A 25109-nucleotide genomic window follows, 5' to 3' on the forward strand; every position below is an offset into this window, starting at 1 on the left:
TTTTGGTAAAATTACGCCTAACTGAATTTGGGGCGATATATGAGTAAGTTAATAATAGTTGAATCTCCAGCTAAAGCTAAAACTATAAAAAATTTCTTAAGTTCTGAGTATAAGGTTATAGCTAGTAAAGGGCATATTAGAGACTTGCCTAAATCTAGCTTTGGCATTAAGATAGAAGGGGATAAATTTACTCCAGAGTATAGGATTAGCAGCGACCACTCCGCTATAGTAAAAGAGATTAAAGAGCTTGCTAAGAGTGCTGATACCATCTATCTTGCGACCGATGAGGATAGAGAGGGCGAGGCGATTGCTTATCATATCGCAACAGCAATTGGTAAAAGGCCTGAAACTCTACCTAGAATAGTCTTTCACGAAATCACAAAGAGTGCCATTGAAGCAGCTCTAGCTAATCCTAGAGAGCTAGATATGAATAGCGTAAATGCACAACAAGCAAGAAGACTTCTAGATAGAATAGTAGGATATAAGCTAAGTCCGCTTTTAAATATCAAAATTCAAAGGGGCCTAAGTGCTGGACGCGTCCAAAGCTCAGCTCTTAAAATTTTAGTTGATCGTGAGCGAGAGATAAGGGAATTTAAAAGCATTGAATACTTTAGCATTGATACTAAATTTAAAGATGATTTAGAAGCTGAGCTTATCGAATTTCAAGGCTCAAAAATAGAAAAACTCACTATAACCAACCCTCAAAGGGCTCAATATATTTTAGATATTTTAAAAGCAGATAAATTTAAAATTAGCGATATTGAATCCAAAGAGAGAAAAACTAGCCCACAACCGCCTTTTATGACTTCAACTCTTCAGCAAAGTGCGTCAAATAGGCTTGGCTTTAGCCCTAAAAAGACTATGATGTTAGCCCAAACTCTATATGAAGGTGTGCAGACAAATAGTGGATTTATGGGTGCTATAACCTATATGAGAACTGATAGTTTAAATTTAGCCAAAGAAGCAGTAGAAGCTGCAAGGAAGCTTATAAAGAGCGAATTTGGTGATAAATACTTGCCATCAAAGGCTCAAATATATGCGACTAAAAGCAAGGGCGCTCAAGAGGCTCATGAAGCCATTCGACCGACAAATTTGAGCTTTACTCCTGATATTGCTGCTAAATTTTTAGATAAAGATCTTTTAAAGCTTTACACCCTTATCTATAATAGATTTTTAGCCTCCCAGATGAATCCTAGCATATCTCAAACGCAAAATATCATCATAAAAAGCGATAATTCTAAATTTAAACTCTCAGGCAGAAAGGTGATATTTGATGGATTTTATAAGGTTTATGGCGATATAGACAAGGATATAGTCTTGCCATCTTTAAATATCGGCGATGATTTAAGCGTCCAAAGTATGCAAAGCAGTAGCCATTTTACCGAGCCACCTAGTCGCTACTCTGAGGCTGGACTGGTAAAAAAGCTAGAGAGTCTTGGGATTGGCAGACCTAGCACCTATGCGCCGACTATTTCGCTTTTAACAAGCCGTGATTATGTAAAAGTAGAGAAAAAGCAGCTAATACCAAATGATATTGCATTTACCATGACTTCGGTGCTTGAAGAGCATTTTAATGATATTGTAGATAGCGAATTTACTTCTAAAATGGAGAAAAAGCTTGATGATATTGCTGAGAATAAAGCCAATTGGCAAGAGGTGCTATCTAGCTTTTATAACCCTTTTATCCAAAAAATCAATGATGGAAAGACAAATATAAAAAGCCAAAAAGTAGCCGAACCAATAGGCGAGAAATGCCCTGAATGCGGTGGGGAGCTAGTTAAGAGAAAGGGTAGATTTGGCGAGTTTATAGCCTGTTTAAATTTCCCAAAATGTAAATATAGTAGAAATTTGGGTAAATCTGATAAATTAGAGAAAAAAGAACCCGCTAAAATAGGTATAAAATGCCCTGAATGCGGTGGTGAATTGGTAGAGAGATTTGGAAAAAAAGGGAAATTTTATGGCTGTTTAAACTATCCAAAATGTAATTTTATAAGCAAATATAAACCAGCTGGCAAGAATTGCCCAAGTTGCAACGCTCCTATGATCTTAAAAGAGTTAAAAAAAGGCGATTTTAACGAGTGTTTGCAGTGTAAATTTAAAGAAGAGGTGAAAGATGACAAATAAGGTAGTAATGCTCTGTGCGATATGTAATGTTAGTAGTGGAAATTGTCCTGAAGATTGTGCGTATTGCACTCAAAGCGCTCATGTAAAAGCTGATATAAATAGATATAAACAAAAAAGCATAGAGCAAATTCTAACTGAAGCCAAAATGGCTAGAGCTAATAAAGCTCTTGGCTTTTGCCTTGTAACTAGCGGTAGGGGGCTTGATGATAACAAGCTTGAGTTTATCTGCCAAACTGCTAAAACTTTGCAAAAAGAGGTGCCTGAGCTAATGCTTATAGCCTGTAATGGAAGTGCGAGTTATGAGAGCTTAAAAGAGCTTAAAAATGCTGGAATTTTCAGCTATAACCACAATCTTGAAACTAGTCGCGAGTTTTTCCCTAAAATTTGCTCCACTCATAGCTGGGATGAGAGATTTGAGACGAATTTAAATGCTAAAAAAGCTGGTCTTGAGCTATGCTGCGGTGGGATTTATGGGCTTGGAGAGAGTAATGAAGATAGGATAAGCTTTAGAAATTCACTCAAAGAGCTAAATCCATTTACTAGCCCTATTAATTTTTTCATACCAAATCCCGCATTAAAAATCAAAGAGCCAAAGCTTAGTGCCGATGAGGCTTTAGGCATATTAAAAGATACAGCCAAAGCCTTGCCAAATACTAGAATAATGGTAGCTGGTGGTAGAGAGGTGGTGCTAGGAGATAGACAGTATGAAATTTTAGAAAATGGCGCTAGTGCCATCGTGGTTGGTGATTATCTTACTACTAGTGGCGAGGTTGCTAGTAAGGATATAGCTGAGCTAAGAAAAAGAGGCTTTGAGTTTGCATCACAGTGCCACTAATGAGCTTTCTATTTTATTAGTTTTGGCGTTTATAATTTTCATATCGCCATATATTTCCAAAATAACAAAGATACCAATTGCTCCTATAGAGATTATTTTGGGAATTCTTTGTGGGTTTTTTGGTTTTATCCCGCATAGTGAGCCATTTAAGATAGTAGCAGAAGTTGGGTTTTTCTATCTTATGTTTTTAGCTGGGACAGAGATAGATCTAAAATCGTTTTTTAAAATCGAAAAAAGCATTATAAAGTTAGTCCTTTCTTATATCGCTATTTTATACATTATAGCTGGGATTATCGGGGCATTTATATCGCCAACATTTTTGGTTATTGTGGTGGTGCCACTTATGTCTGTTGGGATACTATCTACCCTGTTTAAAGAGTATGGTAAAAATGAGCCTTGGCTAAATACAGCTATGATAGCTGGAGGCATAGGAGAGGTGGTAAGTATCGCTCTTTTAACCCTTATGTCGGCGTATATTGAATTTGGTAGCTCGGCTGAATTATTTAGCAGTATATACTATCTTATATTATTTATTGTGCTTTGTATGCTTGGATTTAAGGGGCTTGAAGTGCTATTTTGGTGGTATCCAAATCTTAAAATTCTACTAATGCCACACGATGATAAGAGCGAGAAGGATATTCGCCTTTCTATGGCTCTATTTTTTAGCACTGTAGCAGTGATGATATATCTAAATTTAGAGATTGTCTTAGGTGCGTTTATCGCTGGAAGTTTTATAGCGACATTTTTTAATCATAAAAAAGATCTCCCACATAAGCTTGGTAGCTTTGGGTTTGGCTTTTTAGTGCCTATATTTTTTGTATATATTGGCACGACCGTGGAGCTTGGCTATATTTTAACGCCTGGAGTGATTGATAATGCTGTAAAACTAATGATATTTATGATTATTGTGCGTGTGATGGCTTCTATGATATTTATAAAGCGTTTTGGATTGTATGATAGCATTCTTTTTGGTTTATCGCTCTCAATGCCACTTACGCTTTTAGTGGCAGTAGCTACTGTGGCTTATAATGCTGGGAATATACCAAAAGAGCTATATTTTGCTTTTATTATTGCTAGTATTTTTGAGGTGATTTTGTCTATGATATTAATAAAATTTACAAATTATCTTAAATTTCGCCTTAAATAATTAAGTTAGATATTTAAGGGCAATTTAATTTAAATAAAATTTAGATAAGATATAAAAAATTTTAATAAAAGGATCAAAATGAGTAACACAGTAACATTAACTGACAACAGAAATGGAAAGAGTTATGAATTTCCTATTCTTGATGGTACTTTAGGGCCTAGCGTTATAGATATATCTACTTTATATAAAGATACTGGTATGTTTACATTTGACCGTGGATATACTAGCACTGCGATGTGTCGCTCAGCTATTACATATATCGATGGCGAGGCTGGCACTTTGATGCATAGGGGCTATGATATAGCGTGGCTTGCTGAGAATAAAAAATATCTAGATTTAGTATATCTACTATTTAACGGCAAACTCCCAAGCGATGATGAATTAAACGCATTTCGCCAAGAGTTAAAAGAGAGAAGTTATCTAAATGAGAAGATGATTAAGCTATTTGACTGTTTCCCTGATAAGGCTCATCCTATGGCAGTTTTACAAGCTAGTGTGGCTACTATGAGTGCCTACTACAAAAGGGATATGAGCTTTGATGATATGAAAGATTATATGGAATTAGCTAAAAGAATGGTAGCTAAAATCCCTACTATGATAGCATTTCACTATCGCCATGTAAGAGGCTTCCCTGTGATTTATCCAGATTTGGATCGCGGATTTACAGAGAATTTCTTATATATGTTAAGAGCATTCCCGCACGATAAAGTAGATCTAAAACCAATCGAAGTAAAAGCCTTTGATACCATACTAATGCTACACGCAGACCACGAGCAAAACGCCTCTACTACCACAGTTAGAACTGTTGGTTCAACTCACGCTCATCCATACTCTTGTATAAGTGCTGGTATAGGTGCGCTTTGGGGGCATGCTCATGGTGGTGCTAATGAGGGCGTTATAAGACAGCTTGAGATGATAGGCACTCCAGATAGAGTAGATGAATTCATCAAAAAAGCAAAAGATAAAAATGACCCATTCCGTCTAATGGGCTTTGGGCATAGAGTCTATAAAAACTTTGACCCAAGAGCGAAAGTCTTAAAAGGATTAAGAGATAAATTAATTGATGAAATCGGTATCGATAGCAATCTAATAAAAGTCGCTACTAGAATTGAAGAGATAGCATTAAATGATGAGTATTTCGTATCAAGAAATCTCTATCCAAATGTTGATTTCCATAGTGGCGTAATCTTAAAAGCTTTAGGAATTCCAAATGAGATGTTTGCGGCTATCTTTGTGATGGGTAGGGTTCCTGGCTGGTTAAGTCAATGGATGGAGCTAAAATCTCAAGATAATATCAAAATTGTTCGCCCAAGACAGCTATATGTCGGACCAGCATCTCAACCTAAGTAATCTACATCAAATTGCCCTAAAGGCGGCGCTTGCCGCTGGGGCAGAGATCTTAAAATCTTATAGCAAGTTTCAAATTTATTATAAAAAAGATAATTCACTTCTTACAACGGCTGATTTATTAGCTAATGAGGCTATATATAAAATCTTAAGCAAAACTCAAATTCCAATATGCTCTGAAGAGAGTATTTTGCCATTTAATCAAAGAGATGAAAGCTCTATATTTTGGCTAGTTGATCCGCTTGATGGGACTAGGGAATTTGTATCTAGGAGTGGAGAATTCTGTGTGTGTATAGCGTTGATTTATCGCTCTAGACCAATTTTAGGAGTGATATACTCTCCAGTTCATAATCAAATATATAGTAGCTATCAAGGCTCTAGCATATATAAAAATGGCGAGATTATCAGTATAAATGAGAATGAAAGCTCATTAATAAGCGGAAAATCTAAAAACGATATAGATAAATTTGCTAAAAATTTTAATTTAGATATTATTAAACTCAGCTCAGCTATCAAATTTCCATATCTAGTTCAAGGTTTTGCTGGGGTATTTATCAGGCTATATGGCTCTAGTTTGTGGGATACGGCTGCTGGGGATTTTTTACTTCATCAAAGTGGTGGAATTATGCTATCTTTAAGTGATTTAAAACCTTTAAATTATGCTAAAAAGGAGACATTAAATGATAATTTTATAGCTTTGAGTAGCTTACAAAAGCCAAATTTAAGCAGATATTTAGACTATCTAAATTCATCGAAAAATATTAAATTTAGCAATAATATTGATTAATTGAAGTCTAAATTAACTTTTAGCATTAGCTTAAATTTTATTAAAATTCAGTTTAAGTTAAAATACAATTAGATAAAATTTAGTATTTCGTTTTTTTTTGAAAAGAGAGTATATGAGTGAAATAATCGGATATAATGTAAATGGTAAAATAGTAGATACACAAAGCTACACCGGCGGTGGCAGCGAAATTAAATTTGATAACTCCAAAGAGGCACTTGAGATCATACGCCACTCCTGTGCGCATTTGATGGCAGCGGCGATTAAAGAGCTTTATCCAGATGTTAAATTTTTTGTTGGTCCAGCCATTGAAGATGGCTTTTACTACGATATGCGTGTAAGTAAAAGCGATGGAAGTAAGCTTGGCGAAGATGATTTAGCAGTAATAGAAAAGAAGATGAAAGAGCTAGCTCTTGCTAAGACGCCAATTATCAAAATCGGCTCAACCAAAAGTGAAGTAGCGGTCAAATATGCAGATGATGATCTAAAACAAGAGGTCTTAAAACGCATACCAGATGGCGATGTGAGTTTATATTCTCAAGGCGAATTTGAGGATATTTGCCGTGGGCCTCATATCCCAAATACGATTTTTGCTAGATTTTTTAAGCTTACTAGAATTGCTGGGGCGTATCTAGGCGGTGATGAAAATCGTGAAATGCTAACTAGAATTTACGGCACGGCTTATGCTGATAAAGAGAGCTTAAATGAGCATATTAGGATCATAGAAGAGGCTAAAAAACGAGATCACAGAAAGCTTGGAAGCGAGATGAAGTTTTTTACCTTTGATGATAGCGTGGGGGTGGGACTCCCTATTTGGCTACCAAATGGCTCAAGGCTTAGAAGTCGCTTGGAGCATAAATTATATCGCACTCATAGACTTCGTGGCTATGAGCCAGTTCGTGGCCCTGAAATCCTAAAAAGCGATGCGTGGAAAATCAGCGGTCACTATACAAATTATAAAGAAAATATGTATTTTACGATAATTGATGAGCAAGAATATGGCATAAAACCGATGAATTGCGTAGGTCATATAAAAGTCTATCAAAGCGAAATTAGAAGTTATCGGGATTTACCGCTTAAATTTTTTGAGTATGGTGTGGTGCATAGACATGAAAAAAGCGGTGTTTTGCACGGGCTTTTTAGGGTGCGTGAATTTACTCAAGATGATGCTCATCTATTTTGTATGCCAAGCCAGATTAAAGAGAATGTGTATGAAATTTTAAGCTTTGTTGATATGCTTATGGGGGCTTTTGGGTTTAGCTATGAGATGGAGATCTCGACTAAACCAGCTAAGGCTGTAGGCGATGATGAGGTTTGGGAGATTGCTACAAAAGCCTTAAAAGATGCCCTTGATGAAAAAGGGCTAAAATATGGCATTGATGAAGGTGGCGGGGCATTTTATGGTCCAAAAATCGATATTAAAATTACTGATGCTCTAAAAAGAAAGTGGCAGTGCGGAACTATACAAGTGGATTTTAACTTACCAGCTAGATTTAATTTAGAGTATATTGATGAAAATAACGAAAGAAAGCAGCCAGTAATGCTTCATCGTGCAATTTTAGGAAGTTTTGAGAGATTTATTGGAATTTTGCTTGAGCACACAGCTGGGGAGTTGCCATTTTGGATCGCACCAACTCAAGTTGTGATTATACCAATTAATCAGACGCATTTGGATTATGCTAAGGAGATCTATACAAAACTACTTGATATGAATGTAGATAGCGAAATTTTTAGCAAAAATGAGACATTAAATAAAAAAATTAGAAATGCAGAAAAACAAAGAGTACCTATGATAATAGTGCTTGGCGATAATGAAGTAGCAAATAAAGGTGTAGCTTTGCGAGATCGTAGGGCTAGAGAGCAAAAGGATATAAGCTTAGATGAATTTTATAGCTTAGTCCAAACCAAATTAAACGAGGTGAGTATTTGAGTAAAGATAAAGAGGTTTATCTAAACGAAGAGATTCGTGCAAGCGAGGTTAGATGTGTAGGAGATGATGGCACGGCTTATGGTGTCATTAGCAAAGATGAAGCGTTAAGCATAGCTAGTAAGATGGGGTTAGATCTAGTATTGATAGCTGCTGATGCTAAGCCGCCAGTGTGTAAGATAATGGACTATGGAAAGTTCCGCTATCAGCAAGAAAAGAAGCAAAAAGAGGCTAAAAAGAAACAAAAGGTAATTGAGATTAAAGAGATTAAGCTCTCTGCTAAAATCGCACAAAATGATATAAATTACAAGGTAAAACACGCACAAGAGTTTCTATCTGAAGGCAAATATGTCAAATTTAGAGTATTTTTAAAAGGTCGTGAAATGTCTACTCCTGAAATCGGGGTAACCTTGCTAGAGAAAATTTGGGAGAATATCCAAGAGTATGCTGATAGAGATAAGACGCCAACACTAGAAGGTCGTTATGTCAATATGCTTGTAACACCTAAAAAATAGCGTTTTGCTATTTTTTAGCGTGGTTTTTGTTAAAAAGCATTTTTAGATATTTGCAGTTTTGTTGATATTTGTTTTTGGGTGCGGTGCTAAATTTCTGTAATAATAAATTAAAAGCTTAGAGACAAATGAAGTGATTGCTATTTGAGATAAGATGGAATTTATTAGATTTATTTGCTCCAAATACCATAAATTTAGCTAAATTTGGGTGTTGTATCCCTAATTTATGCTAATTTCTCCTGTGTTAGCTTTGCGTAGTTTTTATAAATCTGTGTAAAATATAAATTTTATGCTTGAAAAGTAATAAAATACTTTTATTATTAGCTCAATAATCCGCCTTTTAAAGCTTTAGAATGTGGCTCTTAGCTCCATCGCCCTTGGTTTATAATACCAAATTAAGATATTTTAGGTTTATTACTTTTGCTACCACTTATTAAAGATTAGAATAAATTTTAGTGCTATTAAATCTCTATAAATGAGTTGATTTAGCCCTCAAGAGCTAAATCAATATTAAAATCTAAGCCCAGCTGTGATAGCTGTATTTACGCTATGTTCGTCCTTTGCTATCTCACTTGAGACAAGGAATTTGATAAATTTATTCCCCTTTTCGATATTTGTATCGATACCAAAATAAACGCTATCTTTATTTAGCTTATAATTATGCGTCCAAGTGCTATTACTCGCATCGACAAAATACTCTTTACTAGCAAAGTTATCGCTATTTAAACGCTTTGTGTAAAACGCAAAGCCATTTAGCGTAGTAAAGGTGTTGTCTTGGCTGATGAAGCTATAGGCTAGATTTCCGCCTAGGCTTAAATTTAAGGTATCTAGATCTATATCATTATAGCCTTTAGCAAGTATGCCGCCACTCTCTTTAAAGCTATCTTGCTTAGAGTATATGTAATTTAAGATAGAAATTGGCGTCCAAACAAGATTATCATTGATGATAAAATCTTTTGAAATTCCAAGCTCAGTGGAGACAAAATAGCTCTTATAATCTGCTTGAAGATTTGTATCTTGCGTTAAAATTTGACGCTCCATATCATTAAAGGCTATCCCAAAATCCACTCCACCTATTAAATTTACAGCTCCAAAATCTTTTAATCCATTTAACCCAACAGAGATTATCTGACTTGTTAGGTCTGAAAATTTATAATCTCCCTTTTGGTATGAGTAGTTTAAAAACGCCCCCACTCTCACATCATCGCTTATCCATTTTTTGGTATTTAGATCTACAGAGTAGGCGTTGGTTTTATATCCATCGCCTTTGAAATGCGTGTATGAGACCTTGCTTGAGATCTCACTTTTGCTTAAAGCGTCATTATAATTTTGCAAAATATCATAGACCATATTATCAGTCATATCGCTATTTATAAGGGCTAATTGTGAATTTTTAGCTATAGCAGCGACTTTAGCAGCGTTGCTTAGTGAGCCACCAGCTAAAAATGAGATATTATTTAGCATAGAGCGATTTTGGAAATTTAGTGTATCTTTTGTATTTGAAAGAGTATCATTTGGGTTTGTGCTAGATAGAATCTCATCTTTTACTTCTTGGTTTAAAGTATCTAATCTACCAAAGAAATTTTGATAATCCTGATTTAAATTTGGCATCTCTCTAATCTGCCTTAATGCTTGAGATAAGGCTATATTTGTCTCTTGTGTAGAGTTTGTAGGCTTATAGGCATCTTCTTTGATATTTACTATTATTGTATTGCTATTTGGCTTTGAACCTTGATTATTATTTCCTGGCTTGGTTGAAGTCCCATTATTTGATTGATTTGTGTTTTCATTTTCTGGTTGGTTGTTATCATTATCCTTGCTATCTGTAAGCTCAAATTCCAAAGAGCTTGTATTTTGGATTGTGATATTTGTGAATTTATCTAAATTTTCACTACCTAGCTTAGCAAAATTAATATTAATCTCCTGTCCGCTTTGGAAAAATTGTCCGTTAAGTGGGATATAAACCAAATTTCCGCCCTTAATATCATAACTTCCAGCTATTATATCTGAGTTGGCTTTGTCATCGAAATTTATATGCAAACTCCCATTTTCATTTTGAGTATATTTGCCATCAATGGTTAAAACGCCTATTTGCCCCACTCCACCAGGCATAACGATACCGCTTTCATTGGTAAGATTTTTGGCTATAGTTCCAGTCCCGCTAATCAAACCGCCACTCCTAGCAAAAATATCCCCATTTGCTAATTTGCCAATTATCCTAGCCACGCCGCCATTTATAGCGTATAGATTTTTGTTTGCGTTAGTTTCGCCAGATATTAGGATTTGACCGCCATTATCTGCATAAAGTGGGGTATTTTCAGCAGTTACATTATAAAGTTCCAAAACTCCACCACGAGCTATAGTAGGGCCATTATATTTTAGGCTATTTTGGCTAAATTTAAGCGTTCCATCTCCAGTTTTTACAAATCCAGCTTGAAGAGTGGATAAATTCGCATTTACCCTATTATCGCTTTTAAGGGAGTTTGTAGCGTCGCTTAGATGGTATTTATCATCCCATTTTATCTCATCAATATTATTTGTAAAGGTGCCATCTAGTCCATTTGTATCAATGGTATAAAATGCGTAATATTTATTATCAAAGCTCTCTATATCGCTAGGATTTAAGCGATTTATATTTAGAGCTGCTAGACCATTTAGAGCCTTACTAGCATCTAAAATCCCACTACCTATAAATTCATCTTTGGTTAGTTTGACAACGGCAACGGAGTTGGCTTTGTTGCCACTACCAACATCTTCGTTACTTTTTAGTAGGTTATTTATGATATATTGAGCTACACTATTATCATTTTCGCCTGATTTAAATCCAGCACTTATCAAATCTTTTTTGACCTGCTCCCAGTCTATACCACTACCATTTGTTGGCACATCCTTATCAATGTAAAAAATGCTATAAAATTCAGATTGTCCAGTTTTGCCGACATTTTTAGTTACTATTAAATTTGGGGTTTCTACATTTTTATTAGCCGTAGTTAGTAAAATATCGCCGATTTGCGAGCCATTTAAAAACGGAAATTTCTGCTCTACCAACGCCGCAACCCCACTTACAAGTGGAGTAGCAAAGCTAGTCCCAGAATCCTTCATAGTGGTGGCTAAATCTGTTTTTATATTTTTATCGCTTGTATCATAATATGTATATTCATATCTACCATTTGCGGTAGTTAGATTTTGTGCTGGTGCCATAATACCATAAAGCGAGGCTGAGCCTTTGAAAAAATTGCTATAAGCATAAATTCCTTGCTTTGTGATAAGCTCATTTAGGATTACCTTGCTTTTATCGCCACTGCCTTGGCTCCATTTCTGTGCTGCTGCTTTCCACTCTTCATCTGTAATCCCACCGATTTTGATCTTGCCATTTTCAATGCTAACCTTATCTGAATTTAGCCCACCAACGGCTAAAAGCCCCCTATAGCTCTCATCATAGCTTGGCAAAATGGAGTTTGCTCTAGGTGAGCTAAACCCATCATTTCCCACGCCTACGATATTTAAGATACCATATTGCTTAGATAACTCAGCTAGGCTTTGAGCCCTTTGTAAGCTTATATCGCTTTGGGTTAGCTTTTGAAATTCGCTATAGCTTATAGCGCCACTATTTTGGCTATTATTATCTATGCTCTCTAAGCCATTACCCCACTTGCGATTTATAAGCACGAAGCCCTCACTAGCGTAGCTATGATTTATCACTTTTACGCCACTTTGTATCATCTTTTCTACATCTACTTTTATATTGCCTGTGTATAGTGGGCTTGGATTTAGATAGGCTAGGCCGTAGAATTTAGCAGCACTTGCCACTCCTGTGAGGTCGCTACTATCGCCTACTATAAGAGAGGATACTTGAGTGCCGTGAAGCATAGTAGCCTTATCTGTGCCGCCGAAGCGATCTGGGTCTATAGTGTTATTTATCGCACCTACTAATTTATCTTTTATGATTGGATTGTTGGTATTAAATATGCTATCTACTACGCCCACGATTACGCCAGAGCCATTTATGGTTGGGTTTTGCTCTTTTGCTTTATCAAGATTGATTATTTTATAAGCTCCATCATTTGCTAAGGCTCCGCTAGATAGTAATACGGTTGCACACGCAAATGATAGTGTGATTTTTGAGATTTTATTCACCTGTTCTCCTTGTTTGTAGCCAAATTCCATTGATTAGCGAGTGATTTATAATTTGATATTATCTCTTTTTAGCCCTTTAAAACTACTTAAATAGTAAATTTTACTATATGCAAGAATAAATCTTGCATATATTTAAGGAGTAAAATGTGAGTGTGAAATTAGAATTTTTTCTTTTTAACTTCAGCTACTACAGCATCAGCTATGCTATCAACTTCATTAGCTACTATATTGCTGTTTTGAGCGATTTGTGTGTTTTGTCTCGTTAAGCCATCTACATTTACTATAGCTTCATTTATCTGATTTATAGCTTGAGTTTGCTCGCTTATGCTTTGGCTCATCTCATTTATACTTTGGCTTAGGATATTTACATTTGCCTCTATTTCGCCTAGTGATTTTTGAGTTCTCTCAGCTAGCTTTCTGACCTCATCAGCCACCACGGCAAATCCCCTACCATGCTCTCCAGCACGAGCCGCTTCAATAGCTGCATTTAGTGCTAGTAGATTTGTTTGGTCTGCTATATCTCTGATTATTGTAATTATGTTTTTAATATCTTCGCTTTGTTTGATTACTTCACTAGCTCTATCATTTATAGAGTTCATTGAGCTACTCATCTCTTCTACGGCTGCGGCGCTTTCTTGAAGTGATTCGCTTTGAGATTTGGCACCTTCATTTAGTGAAGTTACAAAGCCTTTTAGCTCATCGGCTTTATTTTGTAGGTTACTAGCTTGTTCTAAATTTGCTTTTAGCATTTTAGTTACTTCATCGCCTAGAAGGTTAGTTACCATCTCTACTTCACCTTTTGGATTATCTATCCTTACGGTGAAATCTAGCTGTTTGAATTTATCAAATACACCTTGGATAGCATTTATATCGCTACCTACTTTTTGCTCTAGGACATCAAGCATTTTATTTAGGACATTTTTGAGCTCTTTTAGGGCTGGGTTGTTTGGGTTTTCCTCAATTCTAGAGTGGAGATTACCACCTTCTACTAGACTCGCGGTTTGTATGGCTGATTTGACTGCTTGATTGTCTTGGTTTATTCCATCTTGGATTTTTTTGATATTGCGGTTTAGCTCTATAGCCATTATGCCTATCTCATCTTCAGCTTTTGGTTGTAGATATGCTGGTGGAGTTTTGCTCTCGTGATTTAGGAATTTAAAGAAGCCAAATAGTAGATTTGATATACTTTGGATTCTTGAGACTACACCTACATTTATGTAGTAAAATACAAATAGAGCGATGATAATTGAAGTTATGATAACGCCAATTATGATATCAAATATTATCTCTCTAACTGGTGCTAAAACTGAGCTTTCTGGAGCAGCTGCGACAACGCCAAATGTAGTGCTACCCCTTGCAATTGAGAATGTTTTTAGGGCGGCTAAATTTTTCACGCCTGATACTGAGTAGTACTCAAATATTCCTGAATCTCTATTTTTTACCGCTTGTATCATTTGGATTGCGCTAGCGTCTTTATTGATAGATTGTAGATTGCTTCCTATATATTTAGCATCTCTATCTACAGCTACAACTCCGTTGCTATTTATTACAAAAATTTGAGTTTCTTCGAATATTCTATGATCTGGACTATTCATCTCTGCTGAAATACTTCGTAAATCTACTAGGAGGCCTAGGACTGCTATTACTTGACCATTTTTATCTTTTAAAGGGATATTCATACTAAGGACAGCTTTTGCTGAGTTTTCTATATTTAGTATAACTGGATTGCCTATGGCTATTTTGCCTGTGCGGATAGCTGTATTTAGCCCCTCTAGATTATTTATATTATTATCTGCTTGAATAGTTCTCATACCGCCTACACCAAGTAGATCATCATCTGTTTGTAGGATTAGTAATTTAGAGTTATTTAGCTTAAATTTGGGATTTTGTATATTATCTGTGTAGTATGGGTCAAGTATGTATAAGTAGCCATACAATGCCTCTCCAGCAGAATCTATAGTTCCCATTAGCTCATTTTCTAACTCTCTTTCACTAGCTCTTGATTGCAAGAGTTTCTCAAAGTGCTCTGCATTGCTCTCTATGGCTACATACATTTGAGACAAGAGTGAATCGGCTAAATTCGAATTGCTATCAGACATGCTCTCTAAAAGCTTTTTAGCCTCATGGGTTTGAAGGTTTGAGGTAATAGATATAATTACCCAACTCATAATTGCTAGACAAAATACCACTATAGATACTATAGAGGCGATAGTCTTTGTGCCAAGTTTAAGTTTGCTAAACATGATTAGCCTTTCACTGTAAAATAAGAATATTTCACGCAAATGCTTAAAAGGCAGTGGGAAATAGACTAAAAATAAAATAGGCGTAATTGTAAAAAAAAAAAATGAATTTTGGCTTAAAAAGTTTAGTATATAAGTAAATTTAATATTAATATATTTTTGTTTATTTTTGTTTATTTTTGTTTATTTTTTGCGGAATTTGGTGGTAAAGCTGGGTTTAGCTCCATTGCGAAATTAAAATTTGCCGTGCGAAGTAAAAAATAAAAATGCCAAACTGGGAAGGGGTTGGGATCTTAAGGGATAGGGGAAACTGTTTTGGCTTTCAAATTAGAGTTTCCCCTGTCCCTTAAAAAAAGAATTTAAAAAGCTTTTATCGCAAAAAAATCTTTTCTTTTTAAGTGGGAAGGGGGACGCTTTTTTGGCAGATGAGTGGTGCAATAGTCAAACGATACTAACTATCGTTTGATGGCACTACGAAACATAAAAGCGAAGCTACCTTGCCCTTCCCCCTTAACAACCCCTAACCCCTTGAAAAAGCCTTTCAATGGGTGGCTTACGCCACAAAATTTTCGCAACAAAAAACTCGAAGGAGTTTTTGGCGAAAATTTGGAGTAAAAATAAAAAAGCCAAACTGGGAAGGGGTTGGGATCTTAAGGGATAGGGGAAACTGTTTTGGCTTTCAAATTAGAGTTTCCCCTGTCCCTTAAAGAAAAGAATTTAAGAAAGTTTGGTCGCAAAGCTGGACTTAGTTTTAGTGAAGTATAAAATTTATTTTAAGTGGGAAGGGGGACGCTTTTTGGCAGTCGCTACCCCTTCCCCCTTAACAACCCCCAACCCCTTGAAAAAGCCTTTCAAGGTTGCTGAGCTAAAGCTCAGATTTTTATAAAACAAATTTGAACCAAATAGGGGTACCCCACTCGTGGGGACTTTAGTGTTTGCTACTTTAGGCGTGGCTTTGCTACGCCGTTAAAAGTAGGTAAAAATAGTTTCCCCTGTCCCTTAAAGAAAATTTTCGCAACAAAAAACTCGAAGGAGTTTTTGGCGAAAATTTGGAATATCAAAAAAATCTTTTCTTTTTAAGTGGGAAGGGGACGCTTTTTGGCAGTTGAGTGGTGCAATAGTCAAACGATACTAACTATCGTTTGATGGCACTACGAAACATAAAAGCGAAGCTACCTTGCCCTTCCCCCTTAACAACCCCTAACCCCTTGAAAAAGCCTTTCAATGGGTGGCTTACGCCACGGATTTTATAAAACAAATTTGAAGCAAATAGGGTAACCCTGCGAAGTTAAAATTCGCCGTGCGAAGTATAAAATATGAAAATCCTACTTAACCTTAGGGTATAAAGATGCATGATATAGGCAAAATCCCACTAATGCCACTCCGCTTACTATATGTATGGATTTGGCGGTTTTGTTTTTCATAAATAGAGCTGTGGTGGCTGTAAGTAAAAGTGTGCTACTCATACCGATTTTGGCTATTTCTCTTTTGGTTTCAAGAGTGATTTTTGGCTTTTTAGTTTCGTTTATTTGGTTCATCTTTTTTCCTATTTTTGATCTTTTTATATGTTTGTAAGCAGGTTTGAAAGCTTAAAATCAAGCTTCCAGCTATCCCAATAGCTAATAAAACTGGCACCTATTTATCCTTTATTTTGATACGCCTAAGGGCGTTTAATAGCAAGGCTATTGTGGTGCCGTTGTGTGCGATGGCTGTTTGGATAGGGGAGAGCTTGCCAAGTGTGGCTAGGATTAGGATTAGTGAATTTACCCCCACCGTAACCTTAAAGCTATTATTTACCCTAGATAGGCAAGATATGGCAAGTTCCCTAGCATCAGCTACGGCCTCTATATCATCACGAAGTAGCACCACATCGGCACTTGCTTTGGCTATATCAGCACCTTTGTGCATACTAATACCAGTATCGGCTCTGACTAATGCTGGGGCGTCATTTATCCCATCGCCTACGAAGGCGACCTTTTGACCTGATTTTTGTGCTTTTTGCATAATTTCATCTAGGATATGAGCTTTGTCTGTTGGGAGTAGCTGAGCGTAGTATCTCTCAATACCAAGCTCTTTAGCAATGCTACTAGCCTTGCTTTGGCTATCTCCTGTAAGCATTATAAACTCTTTTACGCCGCTTTTTTTGAGCCTTGCTAATGCTTTTTTGGCATTTGGTCTAATGCTATCTTTAAGTAGTATAACGCCTAGGAGCTTGCCATCAAATCCAATGTATAATGGAGTATCGCCGTTTATTAGTAGCTCTTCTATCTTGTTTTGATGATCTTTAAAGCTGATATTTTCATCATCTTCTAAGAAGTGTCTTGAGCCAATTATCACACTTTTTTTGCCTACTTCACTTTTAACTCCGTGGGCTACTATGAATGTTACTTCATCGTGATGAAAGTGATGAAAATTATCCTCTTTAGCAGCTTTTACCACCGCTTGAGCTACTGGATGGAAGTAGTGCTCTTCGATACTAGCGGCTAAATTTAATACTTGATTAGCGTCCCACTCTTTGTGGAATGAATATACCTTAAGCACTTCTAAATCGCCATTTGTAAGTGTCCCAGTCTTATCAAAGACAAAAATTTCGCTAAGCTGAAGGCTTTCTAAGCTTTTAGCACCTTTTACTATTATTCCCTCTTTAGCAGCACTTGAGATGGCTGATTTAAAGGCTACTGGCGTTGTGAGCTTTAAAGCACATGAGTAATCAGCTTGTAATACGCTTGCAGCACGGATAAGCTCTCCAGTCATAGCATAGCTAAGCCCAGCTAGGCTAAGGGTAATTGGGACTAGAGAGTCTGCCATTTTAGAAGCGGTTAATTCTTGATTAGAGCGTTCGTTTAGGGTGGATTGGATATAGGATTTTACGCGATTTGTAGCGGTCTGATCACCTACAGCTTCAGCCCAAATCTTGATCTTGCCCTCTTGGACTATTGTGCCGCTTAAAACCCTATCGCCACGACTTTTACTAGCTGGGGTGGCCTCTCCTGTCATTGAAATTTGATTGATTAGAGCCTCGCCATCTACTATATGGCCATCAATGTAGATTGTATCCCCAGCACCTACTACTACGATATTGCCGATTTGAATATCTTGGCTTGGGATTTGATTTAGCACTGGTTTGCCATTTATGATGGTTTCTACCCACGCCATACCGCCTTTTTGCTTGGATAGCTCTTTGATGAGATCATCGCTTTTATACATAGTTAGCTCTTCTATGTATTCTCCTAAAGTTAGCATAAAATTGGTTGAATTTGCCGCTTTATAATCCTTAAGATATAGCGAGATTGCCACCGCGGCTGCTTCAAGACTTCTTGAGGTTATCCCTTGGCTAATTGTCTCTTTTAATCCACTTTTTAGTAGTGGGAAAGAGGCTAAAAGGCTAAAAATCAAGCTTAAGCTAGGAGTAGTAAGAAATGGAGCAATGGCTAAAGCACTAGCAGCACGGACAACTTCAACTGAGCTTGGAATTTCACTTCTTAAGGCGATATAGCTATCTTTTTTATTTTTATTTTGGCTTTGAATTTCGTTTGAATTTAATATATTTATAATTTGATTTTGAATCTCATCTAATGAGCCACTATAGGTTATGATTATGCTTTTTATAATGCTATTTATCCGCACACTGCTTACTTCGTGGATTGAATCTATAGCTACTCTAAGTAGCAGTGGATCAGCACTGCTATGGTAGCTAAATCTAGCTCTATTTTTTGTTTTGTGTAGGAGTTTAATAGGCATTTTACTCACTGGCTTCTGCTTTTGCATCTTCGTAACGCTCTTTTAACTCTTCTAAGCCACACTCAAAAAGTGTAGAGAGCTTGGCAAATCCTTTGAAAATGGCTCTTTGGGCGTTTTGGTTTGTTAGTATATATGTAGCGGCTGCACCGATTAGAGCTCCTTTTAAAAAGTCTCCACTTTTAGCACTGCCAAAAACTCCATCTAAAAAGCCATTTTGATTAGATTGATTGGCTTGTGTATTTTGATTAGTTTGATTTGGTGTTGTGTTTAAATTTTGAATATATGGATTGTTATTTATCATTATTTATCCTTTTTTGTTGATTTTGTAATGTTTTACACTCTTTTGGTTTTAAGAGATTTTGAGCTGCGTAAGCAAATGCCCCACCAATTGCGATATATGCACCAGCTTGTGCTATTTTGTTTATGGTGCTTTTATTAGGATCGCCAATGGTATTTGCTGCTGCAATGGCACAAGCACCGATTATAGCACCTTCTAGCGTGGATTTTAGCGTTGTTTGTATGGCTTGGTTTTTGGTGGTTTTGCCATCTTTGAATTTAGCGTATTGATATGCTCCACTCACCATAAACGCCACGATACCACCGCTTACTGCGTGACCGCTAATAGAGCGGGGTGTGCCTGTATTTATCATATTTAACTCCTTAGATTTTCAGCGTTTTGAGTGGTTTGCTTAGCTGTTGATTTGGTCTTTCTAGGCTTTTTAACCACTTTTTCCTTAACGCTTTTTAAAGTAGGACTATTTAAGAGTTTTAATTTTTTATCTAAATTTAACCCTTTGAAAGATTTTGCTATCTCATCTCTTTTGGTAAATGCAAATGCAATTCCCGCACCAAGTGCGATTCCAGCTATGAATGGTAGTGCCATTATTTACTCCTTATCTTTATTTAGCAATTCATTTGCGATAATCACCCCAAAGGCACCCATTATCGCACCTCCTATTAATCCATAATTTAACTTACCTAAAAACCCTTCTAATTCACCTTGGCTTAGTGAGCCATCTTTTAATTTATTTACCATTACAGAGGTTTCATCTAGCAAGGCTTTGCCTTGATTTAACTGCTCTAAAATTTTACTATTTTGGAGTGAGCTTAAAGAGTTTTGTAGTGCTGGAATGTGATTATTATAACTATCAGCTTGAAGTCTGTAAAATGTATCTAGCACTTGTGGGTCGCTCTCATTTACGCTTAGAGTATTATATAGCTCTATACTAGCTTGTTCGTTTTGTAATGCGGTGGTGATGGCAATTTCTAAATTCGCTGGTGCGTTAAAGCTATATGGATTAGGTGGGACTGGTGCGTTTAGGGAATTTAGATGAAATATTAACGCATTTATATGATTTGCCTTAACCTCTAAAAGATTTGTAAATGGCTGTCCAAAGTCACTAGAAGCAAAATAGAAGCTATAGCCCTTATATTCATCATCTAAGGCTTTTAAAAGATTATCTACACTCACTTTATATCCTTTAAATTTTCATTTATTACATTTGCTATTTTTTCTAAATTTCGCCCATTTATAGCATCTTCCCACAGGCTTGGCTCAATGAGATTAGCATCATAAGAGATGGTTAGTGAGCCAATTAATTTATTAAATTTAATCTCCTTTATAGATGAGATTTTGCTTAATTTTTCCATTAGCTCTTTAGCGTCTATTTTGCTATCTTGGGCGGCGTTTTTTAGCTTTAAACTCGCACGAAGTCTAATCCTACCTTTAGAGTGATGAATGATGCTAAAATAAGTGCTTAAAAGCTCTAAATCACTTGGCTTTACTTGTAAATTGCTTAGCGAAATTTGACCATTTTGTTTCATAAATTACCCATTGTTGATTAATGTTGAAATTATATATTAACGATTATAAATCCAAACTTAAATTTATTAATTTTGATATTGATTTTCATATGATTAAATCAATAAATTTATAATATTTTAAATAATAAAAATTGATATATTCGTGCTTTAATTCATTATATTTATATAATCATTATCATATATATTTTGATAATATAATTATATTAATGTTGTATTTATATTTTGTTTATTTATAATTTTTGTTGTGATTAAACTGATTTGATGAAAATGGCTAGAACTTAGAAATTTAAAGTCTGAATTAATCCAAATTTGATATAATTAATCAAATTTTAAAGGATTTTTATGAAGATATTAAGTCTTGTTAGTAAGCTATCTTTACAATCTCCAAAGCTTGTTGGCGAGTTTAAAAATGATGAGATTATGGTTATTAGTCCGCTTGATGATGGTATAAAAGCAGAGTTTATCAAGTGTGAAATCGGTGCGATAAGCTATGTTTTGGCTCTTATCGGGCTGGAGTTTGGCTTTAGTGGGGAGTTTTGGGATGAGCTAGATGAGGGTCAATTGAGCGGGGAGTCAAACATAGGAGAAGAGGAGTTACCGCAGATTTGCCAATTTATTAAAAATTGTGATATTTGCGTAATCAGCGATGAGATTTTCGCAGTTAATGAGAGCAGTATAAAGGCGATTTTGTCGCTATTACAAGCTAAATTTGGCTTTAAAATAGTAAATTTAGATGGCGATGAGGTCGTATTAAGTGGCAAACTAACAAGGCTTAAAGAGATCCCAAACTACGATAATGCTGTGATATTTACCCACTCTTGCTGTGATGAGTTTCGTGCTGGGAGCTACTTTGGCATCGCAGCAAAACTAAAAAATGGAGATGAAATTACCATACACTCAAGTCAAAAAGAGCTTAAAGCTAAGCTTTTAATAGACCCAAATATCAAAGGAACTATAGGATTTTTAGGCTTTGAAGGGGCAAAATATGGATTTGAGGTTTTGAAATTTAGCCGTTGATGGCTAAATTTTTATATACTCTACCACTTCAGAGGCTTTTAACCCATCTTTATGGCTTGGCACTCGCATTAATACCGCACCATTGCTAAGATTGCCTATGATGGCTGAACTTCCTATTTTTTTAGATTTTGTAGAGATTAACAAGGTGCCATTTTCGTTGGTGATGGTAGCAGCGCTAAACTCTTCAAATGGGGATCTTTTGATATAGTCATCTTTTAAGATAGCTTTAAATTTATTCGTTGTATTAACCCCAAAAATTTGCCCTATAAACTCTTTGAAAAATAAGACGCAAGTTACTATAGCTGAATAGGCAAATCCAGGCAGAGCAAATATAAATTTATCATTGATTTTAGCCACTTTGATATGCCTACCAGGCTTGATAGCTACGCCATCGATTATGATTTTAGCCTCTCTTGCTATCTCTTTCATAAAATCAAAATCCCCAACGCTAACTCCGCCAGTTGTGATGATGAAATCAGCTGAATTTAAAGCATTAAAGAGTGCGTTTTTGATAGCTTCTTTATCATCTTTGATAATTGGCATAATGATTGGCTCACAGCCCATATCTCTAACTAAAGATGAGATTGATATGCTATTTGAGCTATATATTTGAGCTTTATGCTCTTTGTTTTGACCAATATCTAATATCTCGCTACCAGTGCTTAATATAGCCACTCTAGGAGCGACTAAGACATTTACATAGCTATGACCTAGCTCAGCCAAAAGTGCTAACTCACAATATCCAAGTTTGGTGCGAGAGCTTAGTAGTAGCTCTGATTCTTTATAGCTCTCTCCAACTTCTCTAATAGCAAATCCTTGCGATACAGGCTTGATAATCTCTATATACTCACCACTTAATTTGACATTTTCGATCGGCACGATAGTATCAGCACCATTACAGACTAAGGCACCTGTAAGAGTCTTGACACACTCATTTTCAGATATGGCGATATCATCGCTACTTCCGGCGGGGGCTATGTTTATTACTTTAATTTTGTTATTTTGATTTGTAAATTTAATGGCATAGCCGTCCATACTTGAAGTTGGATAGGCCGGATATGGACTTTTGGCTACTATATCATCTGCTAAAATTCTCCCAAGCGCTCTATCAAGCGAAACTCTCTCTATAAAGTCCCATTTTGGGGCGAGATTGAGTAAATTTTGGAGATTTTCATTGTAGCTCTTCATTGCTCACTCCTAAAATAGAGATAACCTCATCACGGCTTATTATATTAGAGTTGAATTTCACTATACTATATCCATTTTGTTTGTAGCGATCTACTATGCCATTAACGCTATCTAATATTGATATATCGGCATTTTTAAGGCGTATGATTTGAAATATTCTTGGGTCGCTTAATTGAAATAAGATTAAAAGCCAAATAGCCAAGACTACAGCTAAAACCACAGCTAAAGCCGTGATATTATAGCTATGTAATAGATATCCGCCTACTGCCCCACCAAGAAAGCTACCTAAATAGCCAAATGAGTTGAATATACCAAGTGCCGAGCCTCTTTGGTTGGATTTGGCGAATTTACTAGCACAGCTTTGTAAAATTGGCTCATGGATATTAAATCCTATGAAAAATATAACTACAAATATGATGAAGCTCACAGCTGAATTTGCCACGCCAAAGCCTATAAATGAGATGATAAATAGCACCACACCAATCAATAAAAGCTTCTTGCTATGCCCTTTGCCATCACCTAAAAATCCTGCCATTCCCATAGCCAAAAATCCAAAAATCATAGAGATCAAATATACAATCCATAGATTATTACTATCATATCCTAGTGATTTTACTAAGACAATAGGGATAGCTACAAAGGCACAGCTCATAAGCATTTTTTGCATTAGATTTGTTAAATTCATTATGGCTAGATCTTTTTGTTTAAGTAGTTTAGTAAGTGGAATTTTGGGGTCGTGATGATGAATTTTTGGCTCTTTTGGCACAGCGCTAAAGAGTAAAAATATACAAAAAATAGTTACGATAATAGATAGATAAAATAGACTAGAAAGCCCAAATTCACGGCTTAAAAGCGGACTAAGAATCATAGAAATAGCAAAAGCAATCCCAATCATCCCACCCATCATAGCCATAGCTTTGGAGCGTTTATCTTCGCTAACTAGATCGCTTATCATAGCAGTTGCTACAGCACCCACAGCACCGCAACCTTGGAGCAATCTACCAAATAGCATTGTATAAATATCAGTTGAAATAGCACAAATTAGTGAGCCAATTATGAATATTATCAATCCTATAAATATCATAAATTTACGCCCAAATCTATCACTTAAGCTACCAAAAGGGAGTTGAAAAATCATCTGAGTAATAGCATAAGCACCGATAGTAAGCCCAGCTAAAAACTCATTAGCCCCATCAAGCTCAAGCGCATAAAGGCTAAGAACAGGTAAAATAATAAAAAGCCCAAAAAACCTAGAAGCTGCGATAAATCCAAGCGGCAAAACCGATCTTAACATCCAAAATCCTTAAAATTAAAAAAGAGCGATTTTATCACAATTAATATTAAACTCTTTTAAATTTATTTTGTAAAAAACTTTACGATAAATTTACATTTTTTACATTTTGACTTTACAACTATTATTTATAATTTCGCAACTTAAAATTAAAGGAGTTAAAATGTTTAAAAAATATCTCGTTGCACTATTTGTGCTATTTGGTCTTAATAGCTATTTATTAGCTGAGAATATCTATCCAATATCTCGTGAAATGGGCTCTGGGACAAGGGGAGCGTTTGTGGATATATTTGATGTTAAAAAGCAAGTTGGCAATAAAAAAATTGACGCTACTTTTAAAAAAGCTGAAGTAACTAATTCAACTGGAGTTATGATAACCACAGTTGCAAACTCAAAAAACGCAATTGGCTATATATCGCTTGGCTCTTTAAATGATTCTATAAAAGCTGTAAAAATAGATGGAGTTGCTCCAAGTGTAGAAAATATCAATAATAAATCTTACTCTATTTTTCGCCCATTTAATCTAGCTATAAGTAGCGATAATATCTTAGTAAATGACTTTTTAGCTTATATAGACTCAAATCAAGCTAGAAGCATAATCCAAAAAGCTGGTTATATCGCACTATATGATAATGAATTTAGCTCATTAAAGCCTAGTGGTAAGGTTGTAGTTGCTGGGTCTAGCTCTATTACGCCATTAATGGAAAAATTAAAAGAGAGCTATAAATTAGTAAATCCAAACGCAACTATAGAAATTCAGCAAAGCGATTCTACAACAGGTATTAACTCTGCTATAGAGAAAATAGCTGATATTGCGATGGTATCAAGGGAATTTAAAGATAGTGAGCTAAAAAGTGGCTTAAAAACTAAAATTTTAGCACTAGATGGACTAGCTATAATAGTAAATAAATCAAACCCAATTGAGTCTCTAAGCAAAGATAGCGTCAAAAAGATTTTCACAGGAGAGATTACAGATTGGGATAGAGTAAAGTAGT

Annotated in this window: 20 protein-coding genes; 9 read left to right on the forward strand and 11 right to left on the reverse strand. The window is 35.8% G+C overall.

All coding sequences use genetic code 11. From position 1 onward, the window contains the following. The first annotated feature begins 39 nt into the window (after positions 1–39). The 7 genes from topA to infC all read left to right on the forward strand — a co-directional run bounded on the left by topA (position 40) and on the right by infC (position 8679). The gene (gene topA / locus CSUIS_RS00260; protein ID WP_086296668.1) at positions 40–2124 is read left to right on the forward strand and encodes a type I DNA topoisomerase; all 2085 of its coding nucleotides are present in this window, start codon (positions 40–42) and stop codon (positions 2122–2124) included. Continuing rightward, positions 2114–2959: a biotin synthase gene (locus CSUIS_RS00265; RefSeq protein WP_236845286.1), complete on the forward strand. Its 846-nt coding sequence runs from the start codon at positions 2114–2116 to the stop codon at positions 2957–2959. Before topA ends, CSUIS_RS00265 begins: the two co-directional genes overlap by 11 nt. Beyond that, entirely contained in the window at positions 2940–4106 is a 1167-nt protein-coding gene (locus tag CSUIS_RS00270) for a cation:proton antiporter (protein WP_086296669.1), read from the forward strand. The genes CSUIS_RS00265 and CSUIS_RS00270 overlap by 20 nt, the downstream gene beginning before the upstream one ends. Positions 4107–4184: 78 nt before the next feature. Continuing rightward, the gene (locus CSUIS_RS00275; RefSeq protein WP_086237583.1) at positions 4185–5456 is read left to right on the forward strand and encodes a citrate synthase; all 1272 of its coding nucleotides are present in this window, start codon (positions 4185–4187) and stop codon (positions 5454–5456) included. Next, the gene (locus CSUIS_RS00280) at positions 5428–6240 is read left to right on the forward strand and encodes a 3'(2'),5'-bisphosphate nucleotidase CysQ family protein (protein ID WP_086296670.1); all 813 of its coding nucleotides are present in this window, start codon (positions 5428–5430) and stop codon (positions 6238–6240) included. The genes CSUIS_RS00275 and CSUIS_RS00280 overlap by 29 nt, the downstream gene beginning before the upstream one ends. Positions 6241–6352: 112 nt before the next feature. Beyond that, positions 6353–8167 carry a threonine--tRNA ligase gene (thrS, locus tag CSUIS_RS00285; protein ID WP_086296671.1) on the forward strand — a complete coding sequence of 605 codons (1815 nt, stop codon included), beginning with the start codon at positions 6353–6355 and terminating at the stop codon, positions 8165–8167. Beyond that, positions 8164–8679, forward strand: coding sequence for a translation initiation factor IF-3 (gene infC, locus CSUIS_RS00290; protein ID WP_086237586.1), 516 nt, complete (start codon positions 8164–8166; stop codon positions 8677–8679). Before thrS ends, infC begins: the two co-directional genes overlap by 4 nt. Positions 8680–9186: 507 nt before the next feature. Here the strand turns inward: infC and CSUIS_RS00295 are convergent. The 9 genes from CSUIS_RS00295 to CSUIS_RS00335 all read right to left on the reverse strand — a co-directional run bounded on the left by CSUIS_RS00295 (position 9187) and on the right by CSUIS_RS00335 (position 20618). Then, positions 9187–12813: a S8 family serine peptidase gene (locus tag CSUIS_RS00295; RefSeq protein ID WP_192940190.1), complete on the reverse strand. Its 3627-nt coding sequence runs from the start codon at positions 12811–12813 to the stop codon at positions 9187–9189. A gap of 158 nt (positions 12814–12971) precedes the next feature. After that, a complete protein-coding gene (locus CSUIS_RS08655) occupies positions 12972–15056 on the reverse strand; it encodes a methyl-accepting chemotaxis protein (protein WP_086296673.1) in 2085 nt (694 codons plus the stop codon). 1322 nt (positions 15057–16378) lie between these two features. Further along, on the reverse strand, positions 16379–16591 hold the full coding sequence (locus CSUIS_RS00305) for a hypothetical protein (protein ID WP_086293813.1): 213 nt from the start codon (positions 16589–16591) through the stop codon (positions 16379–16381). 97 nt (positions 16592–16688) lie between these two features. Further along, a complete protein-coding gene (locus CSUIS_RS00310; protein WP_086238098.1) occupies positions 16689–18794 on the reverse strand; it encodes a heavy metal translocating P-type ATPase in 2106 nt (701 codons plus the stop codon). 1 nt (position 18795) lies between these two features. Then, entirely contained in the window at positions 18796–19095 is a 300-nt protein-coding gene (locus tag CSUIS_RS08545) for a hypothetical protein (protein ID WP_086238070.1), read from the reverse strand. Beyond that, complete coding sequence (locus CSUIS_RS00320) at positions 19085–19444, reverse strand: magnetosome protein MamC family protein (RefSeq protein ID WP_086242652.1); 360 nt, start codon at positions 19442–19444, stop codon at positions 19085–19087. Before CSUIS_RS00320 ends, CSUIS_RS08545 begins: the two co-directional genes overlap by 11 nt. A gap of 2 nt (positions 19445–19446) precedes the next feature. Further along, positions 19447–19677 carry a hypothetical protein gene (locus CSUIS_RS00325; RefSeq protein ID WP_086296674.1) on the reverse strand — a complete coding sequence of 77 codons (231 nt, stop codon included), beginning with the start codon at positions 19675–19677 and terminating at the stop codon, positions 19447–19449. A 3-nt stretch (positions 19678–19680) separates the two neighbouring features. Continuing rightward, complete coding sequence (locus CSUIS_RS00330; RefSeq protein ID WP_086242653.1) at positions 19681–20265, reverse strand: ferritin family protein; 585 nt, start codon at positions 20263–20265, stop codon at positions 19681–19683. Beyond that, a complete protein-coding gene (locus CSUIS_RS00335) occupies positions 20262–20618 on the reverse strand; it encodes an HMA2 domain-containing protein (protein WP_086296675.1) in 357 nt (118 codons plus the stop codon). The genes CSUIS_RS00330 and CSUIS_RS00335 overlap by 4 nt, the downstream gene beginning before the upstream one ends. A gap of 342 nt (positions 20619–20960) precedes the next feature. Here CSUIS_RS00335 and CSUIS_RS00340 point away from each other — a divergent pair, with 342 nt between their 5' ends. Then, positions 20961–21635, forward strand: a complete 675-nt coding sequence (locus CSUIS_RS00340) for a hypothetical protein (RefSeq protein ID WP_086296676.1) — start codon at positions 20961–20963, stop codon at positions 21633–21635. Positions 21636–21638: 3 nt separating this feature from the next. Here CSUIS_RS00340 and CSUIS_RS00345 read toward each other — a convergent pair whose 3' ends face one another. After that, positions 21639–22823, reverse strand: a complete 1185-nt coding sequence (locus tag CSUIS_RS00345; protein WP_086296677.1) for a molybdopterin molybdotransferase MoeA — start codon at positions 22821–22823, stop codon at positions 21639–21641. Next, positions 22807–24117 (reverse strand): MFS transporter, encoded by a 1311-nt coding sequence (locus CSUIS_RS00350; protein WP_086296678.1) that lies wholly within the window; start codon positions 24115–24117, stop codon positions 22807–22809. The genes CSUIS_RS00345 and CSUIS_RS00350 overlap by 17 nt, the downstream gene beginning before the upstream one ends. A gap of 160 nt (positions 24118–24277) precedes the next feature. On the opposite strand from CSUIS_RS00350, the gene CSUIS_RS00355 reads away from it, so the two are divergent. Beyond that, the gene (locus CSUIS_RS00355) at positions 24278–25108 is read left to right on the forward strand and encodes a substrate-binding domain-containing protein (RefSeq protein WP_086296679.1); all 831 of its coding nucleotides are present in this window, start codon (positions 24278–24280) and stop codon (positions 25106–25108) included. Position 25109 lies beyond the last annotated feature (1 nt).

Origin of the sequence: Campylobacter porcelli (genome assembly GCF_002139855.1) — a bacterium.
GTDB lineage: Bacteria > Campylobacterota > Campylobacteria > Campylobacterales > Campylobacteraceae > Campylobacter > Campylobacter porcelli.

What these genes read in the sequence shown, in the direction of transcription:
- CSUIS_RS00305 (WP_086293813.1), bottom strand. Translation starts at nt 16,591, where the DNA reads ATGAACCAAATAAACGAAACTAAAAAGCCAAAAATCACTCTTGAAACC.
- CSUIS_RS00310 (WP_086238098.1), bottom strand. Translation starts at nt 18,794, where the DNA reads ATGCCTATTAAACTCCTACACAAAACAAAAAATAGAGCTAGATTTAGC.
- thrS (WP_086296671.1), top strand. Translation starts at nt 6,353, where the DNA reads ATGAGTGAAATAATCGGATATAATGTAAATGGTAAAATAGTAGATACA.
- CSUIS_RS00280 (WP_086296670.1), top strand. Translation starts at nt 5,428, where the DNA reads ATGTCGGACCAGCATCTCAACCTAAGTAATCTACATCAAATTGCCCTA.
- CSUIS_RS00325 (WP_086296674.1), bottom strand. Translation starts at nt 19,677, where the DNA reads ATGGCACTACCATTCATAGCTGGAATCGCACTTGGTGCGGGAATTGCA.
- CSUIS_RS00275 (WP_086237583.1), top strand. Translation starts at nt 4,185, where the DNA reads ATGAGTAACACAGTAACATTAACTGACAACAGAAATGGAAAGAGTTAT.
- CSUIS_RS00340 (WP_086296676.1), top strand. Translation starts at nt 20,961, where the DNA reads ATGAAGATATTAAGTCTTGTTAGTAAGCTATCTTTACAATCTCCAAAG.
- CSUIS_RS00355 (WP_086296679.1), top strand. Translation starts at nt 24,278, where the DNA reads ATGTTTAAAAAATATCTCGTTGCACTATTTGTGCTATTTGGTCTTAAT.
- CSUIS_RS00320 (WP_086242652.1), bottom strand. Translation starts at nt 19,444, where the DNA reads ATGATAAATACAGGCACACCCCGCTCTATTAGCGGTCACGCAGTAAGC.
- CSUIS_RS00335 (WP_086296675.1), bottom strand. Translation starts at nt 20,618, where the DNA reads ATGAAACAAAATGGTCAAATTTCGCTAAGCAATTTACAAGTAAAGCCA.
- CSUIS_RS00265 (WP_236845286.1), top strand. Translation starts at nt 2,114, where the DNA reads ATGACAAATAAGGTAGTAATGCTCTGTGCGATATGTAATGTTAGTAGT.
- CSUIS_RS08545 (WP_086238070.1), bottom strand. Translation starts at nt 19,095, where the DNA reads ATGATAAATAACAATCCATATATTCAAAATTTAAACACAACACCAAAT.
- CSUIS_RS08655 (WP_086296673.1), bottom strand. Translation starts at nt 15,056, where the DNA reads ATGTTTAGCAAACTTAAACTTGGCACAAAGACTATCGCCTCTATAGTA.
- topA (WP_086296668.1), top strand. Translation starts at nt 40, where the DNA reads ATGAGTAAGTTAATAATAGTTGAATCTCCAGCTAAAGCTAAAACTATA.
- CSUIS_RS00350 (WP_086296678.1), bottom strand. Translation starts at nt 24,117, where the DNA reads ATGTTAAGATCGGTTTTGCCGCTTGGATTTATCGCAGCTTCTAGGTTT.
- CSUIS_RS00345 (WP_086296677.1), bottom strand. Translation starts at nt 22,823, where the DNA reads ATGAAGAGCTACAATGAAAATCTCCAAAATTTACTCAATCTCGCCCCA.